The organism is Pseudoalteromonas sp. NEC-BIFX-2020_015 (assembly GCF_012952265.1).
Taxonomy (GTDB): domain Bacteria; phylum Pseudomonadota; class Gammaproteobacteria; order Enterobacterales; family Alteromonadaceae; genus Pseudoalteromonas; species Pseudoalteromonas neustonica.
This window is the reverse complement of the sequence record NZ_JABCJL010000018.1, coordinates 19,151-38,297: the sequence shown is the minus strand read 5'-3', so window position 1 is coordinate 38,297 and position 19,147 is coordinate 19,151. Positions and strand designations below refer to the sequence as shown.

The 19,147-nt window shown below is 40.1% G+C and carries 16 protein-coding genes; 10 read left to right on the top strand and 6 right to left on the bottom strand.

The annotated features are described in order from the left end of the window. The first annotated feature begins 92 nt into the window (after window positions 1–92). The 7 genes from apt (at window position 93) to adk (ending at window position 7,701) form a co-directional block, all read left to right on the top strand. On the top strand, window positions 93–632 hold the full coding sequence (apt, locus tag HH219_RS13865) for an adenine phosphoribosyltransferase (RefSeq protein WP_054205791.1): 540 nt from the start codon (window positions 93–95) through the stop codon (window positions 630–632). A 3-nt stretch (window positions 633–635) separates the two neighbouring features. Continuing rightward, a complete protein-coding gene (dnaX, locus tag HH219_RS13860) occupies window positions 636–2,975 on the top strand; it encodes a DNA polymerase III subunit gamma/tau (protein ID WP_169327810.1) in 2,340 nt (779 codons plus the stop codon). 58 nt (window positions 2,976–3,033) lie between these two features. Then, window positions 3,034–3,360: a YbaB/EbfC family nucleoid-associated protein gene (locus tag HH219_RS13855; protein ID WP_004588122.1), complete on the top strand. Its 327-nt coding sequence runs from the start codon at window positions 3,034–3,036 to the stop codon at window positions 3,358–3,360. 8 nt (window positions 3,361–3,368) lie between these two features. After that, window positions 3,369–3,977 carry a recombination mediator RecR gene (gene recR / locus HH219_RS13850; protein ID WP_169327809.1) on the top strand — a complete coding sequence of 203 codons (609 nt, stop codon included), beginning with the start codon at window positions 3,369–3,371 and terminating at the stop codon, window positions 3,975–3,977. A 128-nt stretch (window positions 3,978–4,105) separates the two neighbouring features. Further along, window positions 4,106–4,819 (top strand): RluA family pseudouridine synthase, encoded by a 714-nt coding sequence (locus HH219_RS13845; protein WP_169327808.1) that lies wholly within the window; start codon window positions 4,106–4,108, stop codon window positions 4,817–4,819. Between the two features lie 143 nt (window positions 4,820–4,962). Further along, window positions 4,963–6,876: a molecular chaperone HtpG gene (gene htpG, locus HH219_RS13840; RefSeq protein ID WP_054205764.1), complete on the top strand. Its 1,914-nt coding sequence runs from the start codon at window positions 4,963–4,965 to the stop codon at window positions 6,874–6,876. A 180-nt stretch (window positions 6,877–7,056) separates the two neighbouring features. Continuing rightward, a complete protein-coding gene (adk, locus tag HH219_RS13835) occupies window positions 7,057–7,701 on the top strand; it encodes an adenylate kinase (protein WP_054205765.1) in 645 nt (214 codons plus the stop codon). Window positions 7,702–7,762: 61 nt separating this feature from the next. Here the strand turns inward: adk and tpx are convergent, their stop codons facing one another. Next, entirely contained in the window at window positions 7,763–8,344 is a 582-nt protein-coding gene (tpx, locus tag HH219_RS13830) for a thiol peroxidase (RefSeq protein WP_169327807.1), read from the bottom strand. 208 nt (window positions 8,345–8,552) lie between these two features. Between tpx and HH219_RS13825 the strand changes: the two genes are divergently transcribed. Then, complete coding sequence (locus HH219_RS13825; RefSeq protein ID WP_054205767.1) at window positions 8,553–9,557, top strand: response regulator; 1,005 nt, start codon at window positions 8,553–8,555, stop codon at window positions 9,555–9,557. A gap of 4 nt (window positions 9,558–9,561) precedes the next feature. After that, window positions 9,562–10,533 carry a diguanylate cyclase gene (locus HH219_RS13820; protein WP_054205768.1) on the top strand — a complete coding sequence of 324 codons (972 nt, stop codon included), beginning with the start codon at window positions 9,562–9,564 and terminating at the stop codon, window positions 10,531–10,533. A 62-nt stretch (window positions 10,534–10,595) separates the two neighbouring features. Here HH219_RS13820 and HH219_RS13815 read toward each other — a convergent pair whose 3' ends face one another. The 4 genes from HH219_RS13815 to HH219_RS13800 all read right to left on the bottom strand — a co-directional run bounded on the left by HH219_RS13815 (window position 10,596) and on the right by HH219_RS13800 (window position 16,127). Next, on the bottom strand, window positions 10,596–12,110 hold the full coding sequence (locus HH219_RS13815) for a SpoVR family protein (RefSeq protein ID WP_054205769.1): 1,515 nt from the start codon (window positions 12,108–12,110) through the stop codon (window positions 10,596–10,598). A gap of 21 nt (window positions 12,111–12,131) precedes the next feature. Then, window positions 12,132–13,415 carry a YeaH/YhbH family protein gene (locus HH219_RS13810; RefSeq protein ID WP_169327806.1) on the bottom strand — a complete coding sequence of 428 codons (1,284 nt, stop codon included), beginning with the start codon at window positions 13,413–13,415 and terminating at the stop codon, window positions 12,132–12,134. 30 nt (window positions 13,416–13,445) lie between these two features. Then, the gene (locus HH219_RS13805) at window positions 13,446–15,368 is read right to left on the bottom strand and encodes a PrkA family serine protein kinase (protein WP_054205771.1); all 1,923 of its coding nucleotides are present in this window, start codon (window positions 15,366–15,368) and stop codon (window positions 13,446–13,448) included. A gap of 177 nt (window positions 15,369–15,545) precedes the next feature. After that, window positions 15,546–16,127 carry a Fe-Mn family superoxide dismutase gene (locus tag HH219_RS13800; RefSeq protein WP_054455059.1) on the bottom strand — a complete coding sequence of 194 codons (582 nt, stop codon included), beginning with the start codon at window positions 16,125–16,127 and terminating at the stop codon, window positions 15,546–15,548. Window positions 16,128–16,402: 275 nt separating this feature from the next. Between HH219_RS13800 and HH219_RS13795 the strand changes: the two genes are divergently transcribed. Continuing rightward, window positions 16,403–16,741, top strand: a complete 339-nt coding sequence (locus tag HH219_RS13795) for a Grx4 family monothiol glutaredoxin (RefSeq protein WP_064435892.1) — start codon at window positions 16,403–16,405, stop codon at window positions 16,739–16,741. Between the two features lie 310 nt (window positions 16,742–17,051). On the opposite strand, the gene HH219_RS13790 is transcribed toward HH219_RS13795, so the two are convergent. Further along, complete coding sequence (locus tag HH219_RS13790; RefSeq protein ID WP_169327805.1) at window positions 17,052–18,926, bottom strand: TonB-dependent receptor; 1,875 nt, start codon at window positions 18,924–18,926, stop codon at window positions 17,052–17,054. Between the last annotated feature and the right edge of the window lie 221 nt (window positions 18,927–19,147).

Sequence of the window (19,147 nt, the reverse complement as noted above, 5' to 3'; positions counted from 1 at the left end):
TCACGTTTTATTCCTACTGAAACTCGCTTCTTGGGGTGGCTTGGGTATATAATTACCTGCTTTGTAATATTACATGTATGACAGCTAAAATTATGACAACTCCATCTATTATTAAAGACAGCATTACCACCATTGCAGATTACCCAAAAGCGGGCATTATGTTCCGTGATGTAACTACGTTGATGGCTGACCCTGCCGCGTTTCAAGCGACGATTAATGCATTTATAACTGCTTATAAAGATCAAGGTTTCACAAAGATCATTGGTACTGAATCACGTGGCTTTATTTTTGGTGCGCCACTTTCATATGCACTAGGTATCCCTTTCATTCCAGTTCGTAAACCAGGTAAACTACCGCGCGAAGTGATCTCGCAAGATTATCAACTAGAGTATGGTGAAGATGTATTAGAGCTACATACGGATGCAATTGTCCCTGGCGACAAAGTATTATTAGTGGATGACTTATTAGCGACTGGTGGTACGATTGAAGCAACGGCTAAGTTAGTTCACAAGCTTGGTGGCCATGCCACAGATGCGGCATTTGTAGTCTCTTTACCTGAACTAGGTGGCGAGCAACGTATTGCAAAAATGGGCATTAAAATCCTAAAATTGGTTGAATTCGAAGGCGAGTAATTAATGAGTTATCAAGTCCTAGCGAGAAAATGGCGTCCACAGACCTTTCATGAATTGGTCGGTCAGTCCCATGTGAAACAAGCATTGGTAAATGCTTTGACGCAAAATAGACTGCATCACGCTTATTTGTTCACTGGGACACGCGGGGTGGGTAAAACCACCATCGCACGTATTTTTTCAAAAAGCTTAAATTGTGATGAAGGCATTTCGGCTGAGCCTTGTGGAAAGTGTAGTAGTTGTGTCGATATTGAAACGGGTCGTTATATTGATTTACTTGAAATAGATGCGGCATCCCGGACCAAAGTGGAAGATACTCGAGAAATTCTCGATAATGTACAATATGCGCCAACGCGTGGCCGTTACAAAGTGTACCTGATCGATGAAGTACACATGCTCTCAAAGCACAGTTTTAATGCATTATTAAAAACCTTGGAAGAGCCACCTGAACACGTTAAGTTTTTATTGGCGACTACCGATCCACAAAAACTACCTGTTACTATTTTATCTCGCTGTTTGCAGTTTAATCTTAATGCGTTATCGCAACCCGAAATACTCCAGCAACTTGAATATGTATTAGGCGAAGAACAGTTAAGTTTTGAAACCCAAGCACTGCAAATTATCGCTAAAGCTGCTGATGGCAGTATGCGTGATGCATTGAGTTTAACTGATCAAGCCATTGCCCAAACCAATGGTGATATTAAGCATCAAGCGGTACAAGCAATGCTAGGGTTGATGGACAACCATTATAGCCAGCACTTGTTAGTGGCATTATTGGCGCAAGATGGCGCTGCATTGATGGCGCAAATAGAGCAGATTGCCACTCAAAACCCAAATTATATAGCCCTTTTAGATGATTTAATTGGTCTGACGCATTTAGCGCAATTGACGCAATTAGTCCCAGACGCTGCAAAATTAGATGAATATAATCGTGAATTTATTAGCGAAGTAGCGTTGAGTTGTGACTCACAGCAAATTCAAATTTATTATCAATTACTGCTCAATGGTAAAAAAGATCTCCAATGGGCGCCAGAGCCGCGTTTAGGCTTTGAGATGATTATGCTGCGTTTACTAGCATTTCAACCAATTGATAACCAAATAGTTGCCAACACAGTATCGGCTGGATCATCAGCGGATGAAAAACGTTCTCGAGCAGGCTCGCTCAGAGACATTCTAAATAAAAACAAGCAAGCACCATCAGAGCGTAATGACGATCAAGTTAGATTGCCAGCGGGAACATCAGCTACTACATCAGCGGCCACCGCATCAGAGAAAAAACCGGTCGCAGTTCCCCACAACACAGTGGCGATGGAGCAAGAGCCAACTGCGCCAGTTGATATAGCACCTGCTCATGTAGCTGCAGCTGATCCAGAAACTGAGCTTGAGCAACAATTAGCATCACAATATGATGATGTGATGAGCAACGCTGTGGATCAAGGCTTTGATGGCGATACTAACCATGCTCAAAAACAAAATATTAGTGACCATCAGCATAGCATTGAACCAATTGGAAACGCGGCGGTTGTACCAAGTAATAATTCACTTTCTGACTATTCCGCTACTACAGATATTAGTCAAAAAGAAGCACAAGCGCAGTCTGCAATCGCACGTATTTTACGTGATAGAAATATTTCGGGTGCAGGCACGCTTTCTGGTGGCAAAGTATCAGCAGAGCCGTTAACGACGACGATACCGGCGGTTGAGCGCAGTACACCGGTAAAAAAGTCCCAACCCCAAATAGCGGGGACAACTAGCCAAGCTGAGGCTAACGGCTACACGGCAAACATTGCACCAAATAAAACTATAAAACCTGACTTTAAAGAAAAACATCAAACAATTACTGAAAATTTAGCGCCAGAGTTACTAGAGCAAATTAATCCACAAAAAGTGGTGGCTGCACCTGAGCCAGAAATAAACATTCAAGTGCCCGATGATTTTCAAAGCCCGATCAGCGATATCCGTTTTGCGCATCAACAAGATGAATGGGCTTATTTAATTAAGCGAATGGGGCTTGGCGGGCGGATGCGCCAATTTGCACTGCACTCAATTTATTCAAAACAGCAGCAACAATTACATTTAGAAGTTGACGCATCGCAAAAACACCTTGATACACCTATGCTGAGACAAAAATTAACGGCAGCACTGGCCAGTATTTATGAGCATAATGTTGAATTAAGCATTAACTTTGAAGTCGGGGTGATTGATTCCCCTTACTTAATCCAGCAAAAAATAGATGCGGGGCGTCACCAGCAGGCGATTGATGTGATCAACAGCGACGAGAATATCGTGCAATTACAGCAGGTATTTTCTGCAATAATCGACGAAAACAGTATTCAGGCATTGTAATTTTTTGCAATAGCCCTTATCTTCATGCCAATTAAAGATTATATAAAGAGAGAGAGTTATGTTTAAAGGTGGAATGGGTAACATGATGAAGCAAGCGCAACAAATGCAAGAGCGCATGCAAAAAGCCCAAGACGAAATCGCAACGATGGAAGTTGTTGGTGAAGCAGGTGCAGGTCTTGTTAAAGTAACGATGCTTGGTAATCATAATGTTCGCCGCGTAGAGCTTGATGAAAGTTTAATGGAAGATGATAAAGACATGATTGAAGACTTACTTGCAGCAGCATGTAATGACGCAGTACGCCGTGTAGCTGATGAAACACAAGAGCGTATGGGCAAAGTTACTGGCGGTATGCAATTACCACCAGGCATGAAAATGCCGTTTTAAGTTAAAATATGCAACTTTCAGAGAGTTTAAGTCAGTTAATAGAAGCATTACGCTGCTTACCGGGCATTGGTCCAAAATCAGCCCAACGTATTGCATTTCATTTACTTGAGCGCGACCGTAAAGGTGGGAGCCAGCTGGGTAATGCATTAACAAAAGCGATGACTGCAATTGGTCATTGTCAATCGTGTCGTACATTTGCAGAGCAGCTACACTGTGATATTTGTTTAAGCATAAAGCGCCAAGACAGTGGTGTTTTATGTGTTGTTGAATCGCCTACTGATGTCTTGGCTATTGAACAAACAGGGCAGTATCAAGGTTTATACTTTGTTTTGATGGGGCATTTATCACCTATTGATGGTATTGGTCCTAACGAAATAGGCTTAGATACCCTTGAGAAAAAGCTACAGCAAGGCGGTATTAACGAAGTGATTTTAGCCACCAATCCAACGGTCGAAGGTGAAACCACCGCGCATTATATTGCGCAGCTTTGTCATCGTTATAAAGTAGAGGCTTCGCGTATTGCTCATGGTATACCTGTCGGTGGTGAGCTTGACTTACTCGATGGCATGACATTAATGCATGCGTTTAGTGGTCGCAGGGCAGTTACCGAAAATTAACTGTTAGCGTAATTAAACACTTTGAAAGAAAAAGCCTGCATTAACTTAGTTATGCAGGCTTTTTAATGGCTTTTAGCAAAACTCACATAAATATGTTTTTAATAAAATTGGTATTAGCAGGAATATAAATGCCTGAACAGCACGTAATAACTCCCAGCATAGTTGATGATTTTGTCGCCCCAATATGCACCGGCTTTTTAGACATACTCTATCAGGATGAAGATATTTTATTAATCAACAAACCCAGTGGTTTATTGAGCTTGTCGGGTAGAAATCCACTTAATTGGGACTCGGTACATTATCGATTAGTAAATGGGCAAGCAGGAGTTAGTCCGCCTTTCCCTGAAGCCAAATTACCGCATCGATTAGATTATGGCACATCAGGTATTATGGTCGTGGGGCTCAATGCTGAATCATCAAAACAGCTTAATAAGCAATTTCAGAACCGAGCGATTACAAAACACTATATAGCGATGTTACAAGGGTGGGTTGTGAAAGATGAAGGGCAGGTTATCGCACCGATAGCGAAAGACACGTTACTTTTCCCTTTAGTTAAAATTTGTGAGATTACAGGCAAAACCGCAGTAAGTGACTACATGGTACTAAAGCGTATTGACCAACCAAAGCGAAGTTTAGTGCAGTATATGCCTATGACAGGGCGTACTCATCAACTTAGGATCCACAGTAAAGAGATGGGTCACCCTATTTTGGGTTGTGATCTATATAAAAATGAAACGAGCGAAGCAATGGCAGCACGGTTGCTCTTACACGCCAGTGACTTATTTTTTCAGCATCCAATAAGTGGCGAGCAGATCCACGGCCATTCGCCATGTTTATTTTAAGCGTTAAGTTTAAATGTTAATAGCCTATTTACTCAGTTTAAATAATTATTTCGTTTGCCTTTTTTATATTTCCCCTTGAAGTTAACGAACCGCGCCCCATATTAAGTGCATAACGCAGAGACTTTGCTAATTGGAGAAACACAATGACTGCAGCACAAAAAGAAACATTAGGCTTTCAAACGGAAGTTAAACAACTATTAAACCTGATGATCCACTCACTTTATTCAAATAAAGAAATATTTTTACGTGAGCTTGTGTCAAATGCCTCAGATGCGGCAGATAAATTACGCTTTTTAGCACTTTCAAACGGTGAGCTTTACCAAGGTGATGCTGATCTTAGAGTACGTATCAGTGCAGACAAAGAAGCCAATACGGTCACTATTTCTGATAACGGCATTGGTATGACACGCGATGAAGTGATCAGCTCTTTAGGCACAATTGCTAAATCAGGCACAGCTGAGTTTTTTAAAAACTTAACAGGTGATCAAGGTAAAGACTCACAGTTAATTGGCCAATTTGGTGTTGGTTTTTACTCAGCATTTATTGTTGCAGACTTAGTTACTGTTCGCACTCGCAAAGCTGGTGAAGCAGCCGGTGTTGAATGGCAGTCGCAAGGCGAAGGCGAATACACATTACAAGAAATTGAAAAAGAAGGCCGCGGAACAGACATCATTTTACACCTTCGTGAAGATGAAACAGAGTTTGCTGATGATTGGCGTCTGCGTAGCATCGTGACTAAATACTCAGATCATATCTCTACACCTGTACAAATGTACAAAGCAGAAGTACCTGAGTCTGAAGGTGAAGATGGCGAAAAAACACCAGCAGTACCAGGTGAGTGGGAAAGCATTAACCGCGCGACTGCACTTTGGACTCGCGATAAATCAGAGCTTTCTGATGAAGAGTACAAAGAATTTTATAAGCATGTAAGCCATGACTGGGAAGAGCCGCTTAGCTGGGGACATAATAAAGTAGAAGGTAAAACTGAATATACAAGCCTACTTTATATCCCTAAGAAGGCCCCATTTGATTTATGGAACCGTGAACGCCAAAGTGGTTTAAAGCTTTATGTACAACGCGTATTTGTAATGGATGACGCAGAACAGTTTATGCCAAGTTACTTACGCTTTGTTAAAGGTTTACTTGATTCAAATGATTTACCATTGAATGTATCACGTGAAATTTTACAAGATAACAAAGTAACGCAAGCAATTCGTAAGGGCTGTACATCACGTATTTTAAAAATGCTTGAGCGCATGGCTAAAAACAAAGCCGATGATTACCAAGTATTTTGGAATGAATTTGGTCAAGTGATCAAAGAAGGCCCAGCGGAAGACGCAGCTAATAAAGAAGCGATTGCTAAACTATTACGCTTTGCATCAACGCATACAGATGAAAGCACACAGAATGCGTCACTTGAGCAATACATTGAGCGTATGAATGAAGGTCAAGATGCAATTTACTATGTTGTGGCTGATTCATTTACCACAGCAAAAAGTTCACCGCATTTAGAGATCTTCCGTAAGAAAGGTATCGAAGTATTATTGCTAAGCGACCGTGTTGATGAATGGATGATGAGCCACTTAACAGAGTTTGCTGATAAACCATTTAAATCAATCACACGTGGTGACCTAGATTTAGGTAACCTAGATGATGAAGAGACCAAAAAAGCGCAAGAAGAATCTGAAAAAGAAGTTGAAGGACTTGTTGAGCGAATCAAAACAGCCTTAGGCGATACAGTAAAAGATGTACGCTTTACACATCGTTTAACTGATTCACCAGCCTGTGTGGTTGCAGATGATAATGACATGAGCTCACAAATGCAAAAGCTTATGGAGTCTGTAGGACAAGCAGCACCAGAAGCAAAGCCTATTTTTGAACTAAACCCAGAGCACCAACTTGTTAAACATTTGAATGTTGAACAAGACGAAGAGAAATTTGCTCAGTGGTCACATGTACTTCTTGATCAAGCTCTACTTGCAGAGCGTGGCACGTTAAAAGACCCTGCTGGGTTTGTGACACGTTTAAACAAACTAATGCTTGATCTAAGCAAGTAATTGCTCAAAAAATAACATTTTAATGAAAAGGGAACCTCGGTTCCCTTTTTTTATGGTGTGTGTGTAGTCAATTGGTATAAGTTGCTTGAGTATCGCAGGCGCTTATGGAAGAATTCAGGCTTTATAATAAATCATACTGATGCAAGATAAGTAAAATCAGTATCAAACGAGGACAATGATATGCGCATTATTCTTTTGGGCGCGCCGGGTGCAGGTAAAGGCACTCAAGCTCAGTTTTTGATGGACAAGTACGGTATTCCACAAATTTCTACTGGTGATATGTTACGTGCAGCAATTAAAGAAGGCACACCACTGGGTTTAGAAGCTAAAAAAGTAATGGATGCAGGTCAGCTAATTTCTGATGACATCATCATTGGTCTTGTTAAAGAACGTATTACTAAAGCGGATTGTGAAAAAGGTTTCCTACTTGACGGCTTCCCGCGCACAATTCCACAAGCTGATGCAATGAAAGAAAATGGCGTTGTCGTTGATCACGTTATTGAATTTGACGTTGCAGATGAGATCATTGTTGATCGTATGGGCGGACGTCGCGTTCACCCAGGTTCTGGTCGTGTATACCATGTTGTGTATAACCCACCAAAAGTTGAAGGCAAAGATGACGTAAGCGGTGAAGATCTTATCATCCGCGCTGACGATACTGAAGAAACAGTCCGTAAACGTTTAGGTATTTACCATGAGCAAACAATGCCATTGGTTGATTACTATCAAGCTGAAGCGAAAGCGGGTAACACTCAGTACCACCGTTTAGACGGAACACAAGCTGTTGAAGCGGTTAATCAACAGTTAGCTGAATTATTAGGTTAATAAGCTAATAATCTAAAAAAACCGCCAATTGGCGGTTTTTTATTATTAATACGACAATAAATCAGAGTGACTTTAAAGCACTAAGGACAGGCTCATACTTAGGCTCTGTTGATAGATCAGCCACTAATTGTTTGTAAACAACCTTATGATTTTCATCAAGCACGAAAACAGCGCGGGTTAATAACCCCATATCTTTGATCACTAGGCCATAATTTTGGCCAAAGTCACGCCAAACAGAGTCAGATAAAGTGACTACTTTATCGATGTTTTCAGCCTTACAAAAACGCGCCTGTGCAAAGGGTAAATCAGCACTGATAGTCAGCATGGCAATATTGGGAAATTGTGCAGCTACTTTTTCGTTAAAATGCTTTGTTTGAATACTACATACACCTGTATCCAGACTTGGAACCACGCTAATTAAAACAGCTTGTCCTTGGTAATTTGCTAAAGTGACCGGTGTGAAAGAACCGTCGACTACTTTAAAATCGGGCGCTTGTTCATTTAATTTCACTCCTTGGCCTAACAACGTTATGGGTTTTGATTGTGCGGTGACTTTCCCCGCATCTAACGTGTTTTCTGGAATTTCAGTCGCGAAAGCAACAGAGCAAAAAGCACTCAAGGCAAAACTGATAGAACGAAGCATAAGGTATTTCCTTTAGAATTAACGCAATTAGCCAGAGTGTATTATAATCATTGGTGCACACCAAGGTTTTAGTGAAATTTAAAATTGTAAATAGGTGTTACATTGATTAACATAATACAGTAATAAATGTTTATTCAATGATCAATAATAATAAATGTATTGTAACTAAAAAGTGGTTGCTATAAATAAACACTATCAGAGAGAAAATATGTCAACATCGGTACTAATTTGTGATGATTCAAAACTTGCGCGCCGTCAGTTAGCGCGTTCGTTACCCGATGATTGGGATATAAAAATAGAATTTGCTGAAGATGGCGTTCATTGTATCGAGCAATTAAAAGCAATTCGTCCTGAGATATTATTTTTAGATCTTAATATGCCGCAAATGGATGGCTATGAAGTACTGCAAGCCATTGAGGAATTACAGTTTCAAGTTCTTACTGTTGTCGTCTCTGGCGATATTCAACCAAGTGCCCATCAGCGTGTCATTGATCTTGGTGCAATCGATTTTATTCAAAAGCCATGTGATGCCCAAAAGCTTGCAGATATTATCGAGCATCATGGCATTAAAGATAAAGCCATGCGTGAAAGGCTCTCTCATAAATTGGGTGAGCAAGTTGACCCCGATGTAAGAGACATTTATCAAGAGTTAACAAACGTAGCAATGGGGCAAGCTGGGGATTTATTAGCACGACTGCTTAATGTGTTTGTTGAGCTACCTATTCCGAATGTAAATATCCTTGAAGTAAATGAGTTAGACATGGCGCTGCGTTCAATTGACGCAAATTCATCTACATCTGGTGTATGCCAAGGCTTTATTGGTGGAGGGGTCTCGGGAGAAGCGCTGCTACTGCTCAACGACTCAAGTTTTAAAGAAATAGCATCGTTGATGAATTACGAAGGCGAGCTTAACAATAAAGTTGAATTAGAATTGCTCATGGATATTAGTAACATACTAATTGGAGCGATTTTAACAGGTTTATCCAGACAACTTGATATGACCTTTAGCCAAGGTCACCCGGTCGTACTAGGGCAGCATTGCGATGTATCTGATCTAGTAAAGGCTAACAAGTCTCGTTGGCAGCGTACGTTAGCTATAGAAATTAGTTACGGTATCGAAAACCATAATATTAACTGCGATTTAATGCTGTTATTTACCGAAGATTCAATGAAAACTTTGAAATACAAAGTTGCTTACCTACTAGAAGACTAACATTATGCCTGCAGCAGATTTTAATATGAATGAAATCCATTGGTTAATGGATATGTTTAATACCGTTGATGTTGGTTTAGTGGTGTTAGATCGTGACTACAAAGTGTGTATTTGGAATGGCTTTATGGAAAACCATTCAGGTTTGCTACCAAGTGCAGTGAAAGACAAAGATCTATTTGATTTGTTCCCATCAATAGATGAAAAGTGGTTTCGTAGTAAGTCTGAATCAGTTTTCATTTTGAAAAATCGCTCATTTACCATTTGGGAACAGCAGCCTTATATTTTTAAGTTTAAAAATTATCGGCCAATAACAGGCAAAGCTGATCACATGTATCAAAATGCCACGTTTATTCCGCTTTCTAATACGATGGGCGAAGTTGGTCATATTTGCATTATTATTTATGATGTTACTGATGAAGCCGTCAATAAAAAAGAGTTAGAAGCCGTTAACCGCAAACTTGAACTAATAAGTCAAACTGATGCATTAACCCAGCTTGCTAATCGCGGTCACTGGGAAAATACTTTACGCCAAGAGTTTTTACGAATAAAACGAAGTGGTGGTTGTAGTACGTTGCTAATGTTTGATATTGACCACTTTAAAAAGATAAATGATGAACATGGACACCGTTGTGGTGATGAAGCACTGCGTAACATTGCCGACTTACTTCGTAAAACGTTACGTGAAACTGACGTAGCAGGGCGTTATGGTGGCGAGGAATTCGCAGTAACATTACTTGATACGGATAAAAAAGGTGCACAGATATTTGCAGAGCGCTTAAGAAGTGTTATTGAAAACTCATCGATATTTTTTGATGGACAGCAAGTCACGATGACAGTCAGTGTAGGTTTTGCATGTTTTGATAGTAGTTTTGAACGTCACGAAAAGTGGATAGAGGCCGCCGATAAAGCGCTTTACCATTCAAAAGAAAATGGCAGAAACCTTGTTTCAGCTTTTAGTGATATTCCACAAAGCTAATAAAAGCGAGTAAAAGTAATGGTTAAGAAAATGACGCTATGGCGTCATTTTTTATTGTTCAATTATTCTGTTGTATGGCGAGAGTCATCAGATGGGCATTGCGCCACCGTACTTACTTCCCCAGACATAGACTCCTGCTCAAGTTTCACTTTAAAGCCCCATAGCCTATAGAGGTGTTTTAATACCTCGTCATGGGATTTAGCAAGCGGGATATTTTGATGAGGTACATAACGTAGAGTTAAAGAACGATCCCCTCTAATATCCACATCATAAACTTGAATGTTAGGTTCGTGATTACTTAAATTATATTGCGCTGAGAGTGCCTCGCGTACTGCGTGATAACCACTTTCATCGTGAATAGCGCCAACGTGTAAATTAGGATCTTTTTCATGATCGATAATAGTAAATAATTTAAAGTCGCGGATCAGTTTCGGTGATAAAAACTGGCTAATAAAGCTCTCATCTTTAAAGTTTTCCATAGCAAAGTGCAGCGTATCTAGCCAGTTACTGCCAGCATATTCAGGAAACCACTGTTTATCTTCCTCTGTTGGGTTTTCACATATACGACGAATATCAACCATCATATTAAAACCTAATGCATACGGGTTGATCCCAGAATAGTAATTGCTGTTATATGGTGGCTGATAAACAACATTGGTGTGGCTTTGTAAAAACTCCAGCATAAACGAGTCGGTTAATTTACCTTCATCGTATAGATGGTTCAAAATAGTGTAATGCCAAAAGGTGGCCCAGCCTTCATTCATAACTTGCGTTTGTTTTTGCGGGTAAAAATACTGAGAGATTTTACGGACTATTCTAATAACTTCTCGTTGCCAAGACTCCAATAGTGGGGCATTTTTTTCAATAAAGTACAAAATGTTCTCTTGTGGTTCACGCGGGAAATGACGTTCGTGCGGCTTTTTCTCTTGCTGATGAGATGGAATAGTACGCCAAAGCTCATTTACTTGTGATTGCAGGTAATCTTCACGTTCTTGCTGGCGCTTTTGCTCTTCAAATAAAGAGATTTGCTGCGGGCGTTTGTAGCGATCCACACCATAATTCATTAGCGCATGGCATGAGTCAATCAGGTTTTCAACATCGTCAATGCCATACTTTTCTTCGCAGCGTGCAATATAGTTTTTTGCAAACAGTAAGTAATCAATAATTGAGCTGGCATCGGTCCATGTTTTAAATAAGTAATTGCCTTTAAAAAAGGAATTATGGCCGTAGCAAGCATGTGCCATTACGAGTGCTTGCATTGGCAGGGTGTTTTCTTCCATTAAGTAGGCAATACAGGGATCAGAATTAATAACAATTTCGTATGCTAAGCCCATTTGCCCACGCTTGTAGTTTTGTTCCGTTTGAATAAACTTTTTACCGTAAGACCAATGACTATAACCAATCGGCATACCGACACTGGAGTAGGCATCCATCATTTGTTCAGCCGTGATCACCTCAATTTGATTTGGGTAAGTATCAAGGCGATAATGTTCTGCTACGCGCGCTATTTCGTCTTGGTATTGCTGTAATAAATCAAATGTCCAATCTGGGCCATCACTTAAACGTTTATCGGTCATATAAATACCTCGCTGTACAGCTTAAGCTGCACCTTGGTGTTGACGACTTTTTTTAAATAGCTCTCTAAAAATAGGGTAAATATCTTCAACACTTCGAATATGTTGTATGGCAAAATTATCATTGCTTTGACAAATTTTTTCATACTCACGCCATAAGCTTTGATGGGCACGCGTCGTGATCTCAATATACGTGTAATAACGCACATCATTTAAGAGTTTATTACGCAATATTTCACCGCATTGTGGGGTGTCATCTGCCCAATTATCGCCATCAGAGGCTTGCGCAGCATAAATATTCCACTCACCCGCGTTATAGCGCTCTTGTATGATCTCATGCATTAATTTCAATGCGCTGGAGACGATTGTTCCGCCTGTCTCTTGCGAATAGAAAAACTCTTGCTCATCGACTTCTTTTGCTTGAGTGTGATGGCGAATATACACCACTTCAATATCTTTATAGCTACGTGTTAAAAACTGATACAGCAAAATATAAAAGCGTTTTGCCATATCTTTGGTTGCCTGATCCATCGAGCCCGACACATCCATAATACAAAACATCACGGCTTTACTCGTTGGGTGAGGTTGTTTTTCATAATTACGAAAACGCAAATCATAGTTATCAATAAAGGGCACAGCGCCAATACGTTTTTGCAATTGGGCAATTTCTTGCTCCATTAACGCTATGGCTGCTATATCCGGTTCAGGATCAGCCATTAACGCAGCAAGCTGCTCTTGTAACTGAGCTAGCTCACGTTTTTTACCTGCACTCATCGCAACGCGCCTTGCAAGTGAGCCTTGCAGTGAACGCACGATGTCGATATTACTAGGCATACCATCGCTGCAAAACCCGGCGCGATGTGTTTTCATTTGTACTAGTTTATCAAGTTGATTTTGTTGAAGGTTTGGTAGCTCTAAATCTTCAAATAGTAAATCTAAATACTCATCTTTAGAAATTGAGAATACAAAGTCATCTTCGCCTTCGCCTGAGTCACTTGCTTCACCTTCGCCCGCACCTCCACCTTGACCACCTTGCGGGCGCTTAATTTTATCGCCCGTAGAAAATTGATCGTTACCAGGGTGAATCTGCTCTCTATCGCCTCCTTTACCTTGATGAAACGTTGGCTCACTAATATCCCGCTGCGGAATAGAAATACTCTCTCCGCTACTGGTATCAGTGACACTGCGTTTATTGATAGCATCTGATACAGCTTCTTTGATCTGTTTTTTATATCGCCTAATAAAGCGTTGACGATTTAACGTGCTCTTATTTTTACCGCTCAGGCGACGGTCTATAAAATGCGCCATAAAGACCCCCTAAAAATACACCTTTGTGTGTTATTGCGATTTACGCACTCGTAAATACCATTCAGATAACAAACGAACTTGCTTTTGGGTGTATCCTTTTTCCACCATCCGATTGACGAAGTCTTCGTGTTTTTTCTGATCTTCTGCAGATGTTTTTGCATTGAATGAAATAACGGGTAATAACTCTTCGGTATTTGAGAACATTTTTTTCTCAATCACAGTGCGTAGTTTCTCATAGCTGGTCCACAACGGATTTTTACCGTTATTGTGAGCACGAGCACGTAGTACAAAGTTAACTATTTCGTTGCGGAAATCTTTAGGGTTGGAAATGCCTGCTGGTTTTTCAATTTTCTCAAGCTCAGCATTTAAGGCTTCACGGTTAAATAATTGGCCGGTATCAGGGTCGCGGTACTCTTGATCTTGAATCCAAAAATCAGCGTAGGTTACATAGCGATCAAAAATATTTTGCCCGTATTCTGAGTACGACTCTAAATAAGCTGTTTGCAATTCTTTACCAATAAACTCAACATACTGCGGAATTAAATAGCCTTTTAAGTGACTCAGGTAGCGCTCTTCAACGTCAGCAGAAAATTGCTCACGTTCAATCTGCTGTTCAAGCACGTAGAATAAGTGCACTGGATTGGCGGCTACTTCCGTGGTATCAAAATTAAAGACGCGCGATAGAATCTTAAATGCAAAGCGGGTAGATAGCCCTGTCATGCCTTCATCAACACCGGCGTAATCACGATACTCTTGATATGATTTTGCTTTAGGATCGGTATCTTTTAGGCTTTCTCCGTCATAAACGCGCATTTTTGAGTAGATACTGGAGTTTTCAGGATCTTTTAATCGAGATAATGTTGTAAATTTAGCCAGCGTTTCAAGTGTACCCGGTGCGCAAGGTGCGTTGTATAGTTCGCTATGCTCTAGCAATTTGTCGTAAATTTTCACTTCTTCTGAAGCGCGTAAACAATAGGGCACTTTTACAATATAAACACGGTCTAAAAATGCTTCATTATTTTTGTTGTTTTTAAAGGTTTGCCATTCAGATTCGTTTGAATGAGCTAAAATCATGCCGCTAAAGGGCAGGGCGCTAATCCCTTCTGTGCCGTTATAGTTACCCTCTTGTGTAGCAGTCAGCAAGGGGTGTAGCACTTTGATAGGCGCTTTAAACATCTCAACAAATTCCATCAAGCCTTGGTTGGCAAGACAGAGTGAGCCTGAGTACGCATAAGCATCGGGATCATTTTGGGCAAAATGTTCTAGCTGGCGAATATCAACTTTACCGACTAACGCTGAAATATCCTGATTGTTTTCATCACCAGGTTCAGTTTTGGCAATCGCAATTTGATTTAAAATTGATGGGTAACGTTTTACCACTTTAAATTGGCTAATATCACCATTAAATTCAGATAAGCGTTTAGTTGCCCATGGTGACATAATCGTTTTTAAGTAGCGTGGTTTTATACCGTACTCTTTTGCGAGCAGATCAGCATCCTCGTTAGGGTCAAACAGTGCCAATGGGTGATCGTTAACCGGAGAGCCTTTAATGGAGTAAATTGGCACCTGTTGCATTAGGTACTTGAGTTTTTCTGCAATGGACGATTTACCACCGCCTACAGGGCCCAGTAAGTAAAGTACTTGCTTACACTCTTCAAGTCCTTGTGCGGCATGTTTTAGGTATGAAACGATTTGCTCTATGGCATCTTCCATACCATAAAAATCATTAAATGCGGGGTAGCGTGCGACAACTCGGTTTGAAAATAACCGACTTAGACGTGCATCAGTTGACGTATCGACCATTTTTGGCTCACCAATCGCTGTTAATAATCGCTCTGGTGCGCTGGCATATGCCGATTTATCCGTTTTACAAATTTCTAAGAACTCAGCGATACTGTACTCTTCTTCCTGTGCCGCTTCGTATCGTGCTTGGTAATGCTCAAAAATACTCATGAAGACCTCCGAAAACCTGCTTAAACTAGGTGCTTAAAGATTAAAAATAAGCAAAGGTTATATAAAGCTTAGTCACGAATTTAGATTTTTGTGCAATAAAATTAAAAATTTATGTTAAAAAACAAAAAAGACGCCGAAGCGTCTTTTAAACTAGGTTAGCTCAAAATGAGCTGCTAATTATGCGAAGTTAGCGTTCGCGAATTCCCAGTTAACAAGCGACCAGAATGCTTTTAAGTAATCTGGACGAACGTTACGGAAATCGATGTAATAAGCATGTTCCCACAGATCCACAGTAAGAAGCGGTGTAACACCGTCTTGAGTTAGTGGAGTTGCTGCGTTAGATGTATTAACAAGGTCTAAAGAACCATCAGCTAATTTTACTAACCATGTCCAGCTTGAACCAAAGTTGTTTACAGCTTTGTCATTAAAAGCTGTTTGGAATGCTTCAAAAGAGCCCCATTTAGCATTGATAGCATCTGCAACCGCGCCCGTTGCTTCGCCACCGCCATTTGGAGATAGGCTGTTCCAGTAAAAAGTGTGATTCCAGATTTGTGCTGCATTGTTAAATACACCACCATCTGAAGAACATACTACTTCTTCAAGTGTTTTATTTTCGAATTCAGTACCACCAACTAAACCGTTAAGTTTAACAACGTATGTGTTGTGGTGCTTGCCGTGGTGAAACTCTAACGTTTCTTTTGAAATGTGTGGCTCAAGTGCATCAATTGCATATGGTAGTGACGGTAGTTCAAATGACATTTTTATCTCCATCTTCTTTTGGTTGATAGTCCGTTTGGTAATACGTAATGCCTGCTCGAACAGACCACTTATCTATACCAAACAGAATTATAGTGTTACTATAATTGTTGAGTATTTTACTCAAGTTTTAGCAAACAGCAATGCCAAACAGCAATGCAAATGCAAGACTATTTCGATTGCGGCTTTATTTGCCCACTTTAAGATACATATATGAGGCTTAATGAAAAATTTTCAAGCCTTGATATGTTCAGCTATCGTCATTTTTGAGGTTGTAGATGGAAACCATAGATAAAATTAAACAGCAAATTTCTGAAAATCCAATTATCCTTTATATGAAAGGATCGCCTAAATTACCAAATTGTGGTTTTTCTTCACAAGCATCTCAAGCATTAATGTCATGCGGTGAACCGTTTGCTTATGTTGATATTTTACTTAATCCTGATATTCGTGCTGAATTACCAGCATATGCTAATTGGCCAACATTTCCACAATTGTGGATTGATGGCGAATTAATAGGTGGATGTGACATCATTATTGAAATGTTTCAACGTGGTGAGTTACAACCACTGATCACTGAAACAGCAGAAAAATATAAAGAAGCTGATGCTGAATAAGCATTGCTGAAATAGAAAAACCACTTTATATGAAATGCCAGTCAGCTAATACTGACTGGCATTTTTATTTATAAAATTGGAAAAAGCGCGTTCGTATGTAAATAACGATTGTCTGATACCAATCGTGTTAAGTTAATGAGCATTTATAGCGAAAGATAAACGCAGTTAGCGCCTTATTTAGTCCGCTAGCATGGTTAAATATTTAAGCCGATTGGTATCACTGTGCCAACTCGTTCAATAGCCTCAATGCGCATGAAGTAGTGAGCGGTGGCGACAATTAATCTAAAACCATTGAGTATTAATTTAGGCTTTAAAAAGTGGTCGCATAGTTCAAACTTACCACCCGTTCATGGCGCTTATCACGCAGTTCTGACTGACTCAAAACCCCAGAACGATTAGGGCTATAAAAGTGCCTATACTGCATTGATTGAGCACGGTTCAACTGAGATACTGTAAAAGTAATTACACTTGAGCCAAACCCTTTATATTCTATAAAAGCATCAAAATCTTCTTGTTCTTTTAGTTCAACGTATTCAGACACATAATAGTTTTGTCGTGTGTTTTTCCCTATGTAGTTTACCCCCCAAGAAAAATCATGCGCTATGATGTCTTGGCGGATCTGCGCTTTTAATGTTGGCCGCTGCTGTTGATTAATCGCTCTGTCCGTTAATGTTATCGGATCTGAATAGGAGCTTTTTTGTGTTGTAAACTCAATATCCATTACGCCATTGGGGAGCACAAAATCTAAACCTAAAGAAACATCGAGATTGATCCCCATAACTCGGGCATTACCTCCATTGGCGATCCCTTCGGCTCCTGAAGGTAAAATTTGATACTCTAAACCGTCTTGATGCCATTGTCCGAATAGCGTCATTTTAATTACATTTTTGTCACTCAATTGGTAGTTAGAATCCACACTTAAGCGGTAGTAACTATCTGGTTTTAATGCTGGGTTACCCGCTTGCTGCCTATTTGCTTCAGCATTACTTTGCGCAGCAAATAATTTAAACGACAGTTGATTTACCACTCGGTTAAACTGTACTTGCCCCTGCCATTTAGGTGAAAGTTGATGTGAATAGGCTAAACTTGGTTTAATAAACAAGTAATCATCTTGATTACTGGCATCTCCCTTTACTTCAATACTTGAATGCTCTAAGGCTATTCCTGCGTTAAAGCCTGTTGTGCTGTCTAACTGCCAGGCATGATTATAAAAAACTTCAGCCCTTTGCTCTTTTATTTCTACATTGGCGGCAGGTAATTGCACAACTTGCTGCACATTATTTTGTGTTTTAAGGTAGCGTGTGTTGTTGTTGGCATAGTTATAGGTCAGTTCAACGCCTAGCTCTTGACTGCTTTTTGTGTGTTTTTTCTGTGCTGTGCCACGATAAATAGATTCCCATTTATTACGTTGAAAGTCATAATTTTCATAACGGGGCATTGTTTCGATAAATGCTTCTGTTTGCCTGTCGACAGTCCAATGGGTGAAATTAACAATTCCAAGGTGTTTAAGCCGCCAATTAGCAACAGGAAGCGACCAATTAAATCCCGCTTCAGCTGTGTGATACACGCTGTCGCGGTCATTATGCAGTACCTCGATACTGTTTAATGTTGTTGTGGTACGCTGTAACTGAGGTCGATACTGACTTTTACCAACCCTAAATGTAAACTGTTGTTGTGCATCTTGCTGTTGTCTAGATGCGTCACCAGAGATAAAAATTTCATTTAAACTTTCTTTTTTAACTTCGGTCGCATTATTTAAGTGACGACCTGCCTGTGAGGTTAGCTCATACTCTGATTGACTAGGAATATCTTTAAACTTAATATCCCCTTTAAAGTTACTCTGCCACTGCCCTAATTGCGTGACATAACTGATTTGCGCCTCGGGGAAGAGTACATCCTGTCCTGCTTTTGATAATGTAATGCTATATTGTCCTGCTTGTAATTGCGGTACTCTAACAATATTTGCAACCATTGCTTTACCTGACGCATCACCCACACCAGATGCTGAACGGTTAATTTCAATATAGGCAACTTGCTGCGCTGGGATCCGTAGTAATGCTTCTTTTAAGCCACCGGATTTTGCAGATAATCTAGCGCCGTCAATGAGAATGTTCCCAGCGCCGCCTGAAAAACCCCTGACACTTTTACCTAGATCAACTTTAAAACCAGGGAGCCTATTAACCATATCAAAGGCTGTTTGTACCGAATAAACCGTAAAGAAAGAAGGATCATACCGCTCTCTTTTTTCTGCATAAGTTAATGAAGAAAAGCAACATGTTATACTTAAAAAAAGTGGCGTAACAACGCGTAACTTGGAAAGCAATTTTATTATCCTTAACATTTTTTATAAAAAGCGATTGAAGTTGATACTATATAACATATCAGCTTCATATGAAAATGCGTTGC

Excerpts from the sequence above, each read along its gene's own strand:
- apt (WP_054205791.1), top strand. The coding sequence starts at position 93 with ATGACAACTCCATCTATTATTAAAGACAGCATTACCACCATTGCAGAT.
- dnaX (WP_169327810.1), top strand. The coding sequence starts at position 636 with ATGAGTTATCAAGTCCTAGCGAGAAAATGGCGTCCACAGACCTTTCAT.
- HH219_RS13855 (WP_004588122.1), top strand. The coding sequence starts at position 3,034 with ATGTTTAAAGGTGGAATGGGTAACATGATGAAGCAAGCGCAACAAATG.
- recR (WP_169327809.1), top strand. The coding sequence starts at position 3,369 with ATGCAACTTTCAGAGAGTTTAAGTCAGTTAATAGAAGCATTACGCTGC.
- HH219_RS13845 (WP_169327808.1), top strand. The coding sequence starts at position 4,106 with ATGCCTGAACAGCACGTAATAACTCCCAGCATAGTTGATGATTTTGTC.
- htpG (WP_054205764.1), top strand. The coding sequence starts at position 4,963 with ATGACTGCAGCACAAAAAGAAACATTAGGCTTTCAAACGGAAGTTAAA.
- adk (WP_054205765.1), top strand. The coding sequence starts at position 7,057 with ATGCGCATTATTCTTTTGGGCGCGCCGGGTGCAGGTAAAGGCACTCAA.
- tpx (WP_169327807.1), bottom strand. The coding sequence starts at position 8,344 with ATGCTTCGTTCTATCAGTTTTGCCTTGAGTGCTTTTTGCTCTGTTGCT.
- HH219_RS13825 (WP_054205767.1), top strand. The coding sequence starts at position 8,553 with ATGTCAACATCGGTACTAATTTGTGATGATTCAAAACTTGCGCGCCGT.
- HH219_RS13820 (WP_054205768.1), top strand. The coding sequence starts at position 9,562 with ATGCCTGCAGCAGATTTTAATATGAATGAAATCCATTGGTTAATGGAT.
- HH219_RS13815 (WP_054205769.1), bottom strand. The coding sequence starts at position 12,110 with ATGACCGATAAACGTTTAAGTGATGGCCCAGATTGGACATTTGATTTA.
- HH219_RS13810 (WP_169327806.1), bottom strand. The coding sequence starts at position 13,415 with ATGGCGCATTTTATAGACCGTCGCCTGAGCGGTAAAAATAAGAGCACG.
- HH219_RS13805 (WP_054205771.1), bottom strand. The coding sequence starts at position 15,368 with ATGAGTATTTTTGAGCATTACCAAGCACGATACGAAGCGGCACAGGAA.
- HH219_RS13800 (WP_054455059.1), bottom strand. The coding sequence starts at position 16,127 with ATGTCATTTGAACTACCGTCACTACCATATGCAATTGATGCACTTGAG.
- HH219_RS13795 (WP_064435892.1), top strand. The coding sequence starts at position 16,403 with ATGGAAACCATAGATAAAATTAAACAGCAAATTTCTGAAAATCCAATT.
- HH219_RS13790 (WP_169327805.1), bottom strand. The coding sequence starts at position 18,926 with ATGGTTAATAGGCTCCCTGGTTTTAAAGTTGATCTAGGTAAAAGTGTC.